The following is a 5,145-nucleotide window of genomic DNA, read 5'->3' on the forward strand; positions in this document are numbered from 1 at the left end:
AGTTCGGCTTCGGGGCGGAGATCGGCATCTCCACCGGCAAGCTGCACGCCCGCGGCCCCGTGGGGGCCGAACAGCTGACCAGCTACAAGTACGTCGTGCGCGGCGACGGCCAGACGCGGCCGTAAGCGACCGGCCGGCGTTACCCCCATGTCAACCTCCCATCACGGCCGCTATTGGATTCGACCGCGGCCGCTGACCGGTGCCAGTTGGGCCGGCCGGCGCATCGGCATCCTGGGCGGGTCGTTCAACCCCGCCCATGCCGGCCACCGCCATGTCAGCCAATGGATGCTGCGCCGCCTGAACCTGGACCAGGTCTGGTGGCTGGTCAGCCCGCAGAACCCGCTGAAGCAGGCGCGCGGCATGGCCACGCTGGACGCCCGGCTGGACGCCGCCCGGGCCATGGCGCAGGACCCACGCATCCTGGTAACCGACCTGGAGACCCAGCTGGGCACCCGCTACACCGTCGACACCTTGGCGGCCCTGCGCCGCCGCTATCCCCGCACCCGCTTCGTCTGGATCATGGGGGCGGACAACCTGCTGCAGATCCCGCGCTGGCGGGGGTGGGCCCAAATCATGGGTCGCGTTCCGGTTGCCGTGTTTCCGCGCCGCCCCTATTCCTTAAAGGCGCTTGTCGGCAAGGCCGCGCGGCGTTATCTCCGCAATCGGGTTCCTCCTCGGGACGCGGGTGGGCTGCCGGCACGGCCGGCACCGGCCTGGACCTTCCTGGACGGGCCGCTGCATCCCGCCTCCGCCACCGAAATCCGGCGGAAGGGGTGGTGGGGCGGCCGCTGACGGGCGGGGCGCACCGCCAGGACTAATCCCGTGGGCAGCCCGGCCTTGGCGCCGCTTGCCCACGGACACCATCGGACTATCATCAGGGTGCGGGCCGGTCCTCCGGTCTCTGGCGCCCTTTTTTGCTTAGAGGTAACGATCATTTCCACCATCGCCCATTTCCCGACGCCGACCGCTGGGCGGACGGCGCCCCAGCCGCTTCCGGACATGGCGGCCCCTGATTTCCCCGAGCAGCTGCGCGACCTGATCGTCGCCAGCGTGGAGGATGACAAGGCCGAAGGCACCGTGGTGCTCGACCTCAAGGGCAAGTCCAGTCTGGCCGACTACATCGTCATCACGTCCGGCCGTTCCGCCCGCCAGGTGGACGCCATGGCCGGCCACCTGCTGTCCAAGCTGAAGGAGGTGGGCCTGATCGGCCTGGACGCCGAAGGCACGCCGCAGTGCGACTGGGTGCTGATCGACGCCGGCGACGTGCTGGTCCACCTGTTCCGGCCGGAGGTGCGCGCCTTCTATAACCTGGAAAAGATGTGGGGCGTGGAACTGCCGCCCGACTTCGCCGGGTTCGGCGCGCCGGCCGGCGACTTTTTGTCTGTTTGATGCCCTCAGGCGGCGGGCGGCCACATCCGTGGCCTTGCCTTACGGGCCTGACCGGCACGGGCCGGCAGTCGCCGGCCTCCGGTGGCATGAGCCGTTGTCTCACGCCACCGGCATACCCCTGAGCTAGTAACGGAATCGGGCCCATGCGCGTTTGGCTGATCGCCGTCGGCCGCAGCCGTCCGGGCCCCGCCCGCGACCTGTTCGAGGAGTATAAGGGCCGCATCACCTGGCCCTTCACCCTGCGTGAGGTCGAGTGCCGCAAGCGGGTGGAGGGCGATGAGCTGAAGCGGCTGGAGGCCCAGTTGTTGCTCGAAGCCATCCCGCCGGGCGCCACCCTGGTGGCCCTGGACGAACGCGGCAAGGCCCTGCCCAGCGAGGCCTTCGCCCGCCAGGTGGGCATATGGCGCGATGGCGGCGTGGCCGACCTGGCCTTCGTCATCGGCGGCGCCGATGGCCTGGCGGAGGAGGTGCGGCGCCGCGCCGCCCTGCTCATCGCCTTCGGCCCCATGACCTGGCCGCACATGATGGTGCGCGGCATGCTGGCCGAACAGCTTTACCGCGCCCAGCAAATCCTGGCGGGACATCCCTACCACCGGGTGTGACCACCCGTTTGCGGTGGGTCAATGCCGCCCCGCGCCTTTTCCGCCAACCTTTCATTGAGCGAGCGCCGTTGCGCGCGAATGGAAGTGGAGGGGGCCATGGCCGTACTCATCGCTTGTTACTCGCTGACCGGAACGACCCGCACCGTGGTCGCGGAACTGGCCCGGCATCTGCAAGCCGACATCGAGGAAATCCGCTGCGACCGCTACGACGTCAGCTTCATGGGCTGGTGGCGGGCGGCGGCGGACAGCTGGCGCGGACGCCGGCCCCCGATCGCGCCGGCCGTGCATGGGGCCGGGAATTATGAGCTGGTGGTGCTGGCGGGCCCCATCTGGGCTTGGCACCCCTGCCCGCCGCTGCGTGCCTATATCCAACGGGAGCGGGCCACCCTGCCGGACACCGCCCTGCTGCTGACCCATGGCGGATCGGCGGGGCAACAGTCGCTGGACGAGCTGCAGGCCTGGGTGGGCCGACCGCCCAAGGCGCGGCTGACCGTGACCGCCGCCGAGATGAAAAGCGGCACCTATGCCGAGGCGGTCGCCCATTTCGCCCAAAGCGTGCGCCCGAGGCCCGCCCTGGTGCCGGTACAGCCCGCATCGGTGCCGGAGGTCACCCGGTAAACGCCACCGCCCACCGCACAGGATCCTTTGCGGTGGATCAATGCGGCGGCCGAACCGTTCCGGTCCTATGATGGCTGGAAAATCGCCACCGGACACGCCTCATGGATTCCACCGCCCTTCTCAGCCGCCTGGCGGTGTCACTCGCCATCGGCCTGCTCGTGGGGCTGGAACGGGGTTGGCACAGCCGCAGCGGCCAGGAATATCAGCGGGCGGTGGGCCTGCGCACCTTCGCCCTGTCGGGCCTGCTGGGCGGGATCGCCGGGGCGTTGGCCGGCCCGCAGCAGCCCTACATCCTGGGCACGGTCTTCCTGGGCTATGCCGCTGCCTTCGCCGCCTTTCACTGGCTGGAGGCCAGGGGCGACACCGACACCAATCCGGATCGCGACCTCAGCGTCACCTCCGTTGTCGCGGGACTGGTCACCTTCCTGCTGGGCGCCCTGGCCGTGCTGGGCGATGTGCGCGCCGCCATCGCCGCCGGCGTGGCCATGACGGGACTGCTGGCCCTGCGCGACCCCCTGCATCGCTGGGTGGCAACGTTGAGCTGGCCGGAGGTGCGGGCCATGCTGACGCTGCTGGCCATGTCCTTCCTCATGCTGCCCATCCTGCCGGACCGGCCGGTGGACCCTTGGGGGGCGCTGAACCCCCATTCCATCTGGCTGCTGGCGGTGATGATCGCCGCCATCTCCTTCGGCGGCTATGTCGCGGTGCGCGCCCTGGGCGACCGGCTGGGGGTGCTGATGGCGGCGGTGGCCGGCGGCCTAGCCTCCTCCACCGCCACGACGCTGACGCTGGCGCGGCTGGGCCGGGCGCATCCCGATTCATGCCGCCTGCTGGGCGCCGGCATCCTGTTGGCGGGTGCGGTGATGATGACGCGGGTGGGGGTGCTGGCCATGGTGCTGAACCCCGACCTGCTGCGTCCGCTGGCGCCGGCCCTGGCCACGGCCGCCTTGGGCCAAGTGCTGGGCGCGGCCGCCCTGATCGTGCGCAACCGCCAGCACCATGTGCCCCATTTGAACATCGCCAACCCGCTGGAAGTAGGCATGGCCCTGAAGCTGGCGGCCTTCATCGCCGCCATCGCGCTGGCGGCCCAGGTGTTGACCCAGACCCTGGGTGCCGCCGGCGTGCTGGTCCTGGCAGCCTTGTCGGGCGTGGCCGACGTGGATGCCGTGACCCTGTCCATGGCCCATCTGGGCGGCAAAAGTCTTAGCCTGACGGTGGCGGCGGAGGGCGTGCTGGTCGTCACCGCCGTCAACACGGTGACCAAGGCCGTCATGGCCGGCTGGGTCGGCGGCCTGCGGCTGGGGGCCATCGTCGGCGGCATCAGCGCGTTGACCCTGGGCGCCGGCGCGCTGGCGATGCATTGGTAAGCAAGCGGCGGTAAGCAAGCGGCCATTGCCAGCGTCGCCCCTGGATTGTAGCCTCCCGCCCGCCCGCGCCCTCGGCGTGCGGCGCTGAACGGGAGCGATCATGAAAAACATGTTGGCCGCCATCGGCGCGGCCTCAATCTGCCTGTTGGCCGCCGGCCTGGGTTCCACCGCCGGGGCGCAGGGCATCGACACCCAGGGACGCCCCGTCAAATCCATCACGCCGATTTTCGGCCAACTAGTGATGTTCAGCGTGCCGGCCGGTTTCCAGGTTGGCCATGAACAGACCCAGGGCAGCCAATACATCCGGGAGATGGTCCGGCAGGGAGAGACGCTGGACCAGTGGACGCAGATGATCACCGTCACCGGCTTCCAAGGGCTGAGCGCCAACCCCAACGCCACGCCCCAGGGCTTCGCCGCCATGCTGGCCGGCCGGTACAAGAACGCCTGCGCCAGCACCTTCGCCGCCAAGGAAGTCGCTTCCCCCACCATCAACGGCCAGCCGGCCTTCATCGCCTGGATCAGCTGCGGCACCGCCCCAGGCGGCGGACACAGCGAGTCCGCCGTGATCATGGCGATCAAGGGAACCAGCGACTTCTACACCCTGCAATGGGCTGAACGCGGCCCCGCCTCGGCCCAGCCGCTGGCCTTCGACGCCACCGTCTGGAACGACCGCGTCGCCCAGTTGGATCCGGTTCGGCTGTGCCCCATCGTGCCCGGCGAACGCGCGCCCTATCCCAGTTGCGTGGACCAGAAATAAGCAAAGCGGGGGCGACCGGGTGAATCGGCCGCCCCCTTCCCGTCTCACCAAGTGGTGGGCTTGGGATTGCGGTGATTGAAGTCCTTCTGGTGCCAGTAGGGATAGATCGGCTGCTTCTGGCTGGCCTGCTCCAGGAAGGCCACCTGATCAGGCGTCAGCGACCAGCCGATGGCGCCCAGGTTCTGTTTCAATTGCTCCTCATTGCGGGCGCCGATCACCAGGTTTGCCACGCTGGGCCGGGTCAGCAGCCAGTTCAGCGCCACCTGCGGCACGGTCTTGCCCGTCTCCGCCGCCACCGCGTCCAGCGCATCGACGACGGTGTATAGATAGTCCTCATCCACCACCGGGCCGCCGGCGGCCCCGCCGCTGGCGATGCGGCCGGGCTGCACCGGTTGGCCGCGCCGGATCTTGG

At 69.6% G+C, this 5,145-nt stretch carries 7 protein-coding genes; 6 read left to right on the forward strand and 1 reads right to left on the reverse strand.

Annotated elements, in window-relative coordinates; all coding sequences use genetic code 11:
• Positions 1 to 147: 147 nt before the first annotated feature.
• The 6 genes from I55_RS07445 to I55_RS07470 all read left to right on the forward strand — a co-directional run bounded on the left by I55_RS07445 (position 148) and on the right by I55_RS07470 (position 4,733).
• Complete coding sequence (locus I55_RS07445) at positions 148 to 792, forward strand: nicotinate-nucleotide adenylyltransferase (RefSeq protein ID WP_083900921.1); 645 nt, start codon at positions 148 to 150, stop codon at positions 790 to 792.
• Positions 793 to 999: 207 nt separating this feature from the next.
• Positions 1,000 to 1,389 (forward strand): ribosome silencing factor, encoded by a 390-nt coding sequence (rsfS, locus tag I55_RS07450; protein WP_083900922.1) that lies wholly within the window; start codon positions 1,000 to 1,002, stop codon positions 1,387 to 1,389.
• A 143-nt stretch (positions 1,390 to 1,532) separates the two neighbouring features.
• Positions 1,533 to 1,991, forward strand: a complete 459-nt coding sequence (gene rlmH / locus I55_RS07455) for a 23S rRNA (pseudouridine(1915)-N(3))-methyltransferase RlmH (protein WP_044559881.1) — start codon at positions 1,533 to 1,535, stop codon at positions 1,989 to 1,991.
• A gap of 96 nt (positions 1,992 to 2,087) precedes the next feature.
• Positions 2,088 to 2,609 (forward strand): flavodoxin, encoded by a 522-nt coding sequence (locus tag I55_RS07460; RefSeq protein ID WP_049973920.1) that lies wholly within the window; start codon positions 2,088 to 2,090, stop codon positions 2,607 to 2,609.
• 101 nt (positions 2,610 to 2,710) lie between these two features.
• Complete coding sequence (locus I55_RS07465) at positions 2,711 to 3,976, forward strand: MgtC/SapB family protein (protein WP_044559882.1); 1,266 nt, start codon at positions 2,711 to 2,713, stop codon at positions 3,974 to 3,976.
• A gap of 100 nt (positions 3,977 to 4,076) precedes the next feature.
• Positions 4,077 to 4,733, forward strand: coding sequence for a hypothetical protein (locus tag I55_RS07470; RefSeq protein ID WP_148293616.1), 657 nt, complete (start codon positions 4,077 to 4,079; stop codon positions 4,731 to 4,733).
• Between the two features lie 44 nt (positions 4,734 to 4,777).
• Here the strand turns inward: I55_RS07470 and I55_RS07475 are convergent.
• Positions 4,778 to 5,145, reverse strand: a 368-nt coding sequence (locus tag I55_RS07475) for an aldo/keto reductase (RefSeq protein ID WP_044559884.1), incomplete at its 5' end; no start/stop codon positions are given.

The sequence above is a fragment of the Azospirillum sp. B4 genome, from assembly GCF_000333275.1.
Lineage (GTDB): Bacteria > Pseudomonadota > Alphaproteobacteria > Azospirillales > Azospirillaceae > Nitrospirillum.

Excerpts from the sequence above, each read along its gene's own strand:
- I55_RS07445 (WP_083900921.1), top strand. The coding sequence starts at position 148 with ATGTCAACCTCCCATCACGGCCGCTATTGGATTCGACCGCGGCCGCTG.
- rsfS (WP_083900922.1), top strand. The coding sequence starts at position 1,000 with ATGGCGGCCCCTGATTTCCCCGAGCAGCTGCGCGACCTGATCGTCGCC.
- rlmH (WP_044559881.1), top strand. The coding sequence starts at position 1,533 with ATGCGCGTTTGGCTGATCGCCGTCGGCCGCAGCCGTCCGGGCCCCGCC.
- I55_RS07460 (WP_049973920.1), top strand. The coding sequence starts at position 2,088 with ATGGCCGTACTCATCGCTTGTTACTCGCTGACCGGAACGACCCGCACC.
- I55_RS07465 (WP_044559882.1), top strand. The coding sequence starts at position 2,711 with ATGGATTCCACCGCCCTTCTCAGCCGCCTGGCGGTGTCACTCGCCATC.
- I55_RS07470 (WP_148293616.1), top strand. The coding sequence starts at position 4,077 with ATGAAAAACATGTTGGCCGCCATCGGCGCGGCCTCAATCTGCCTGTTG.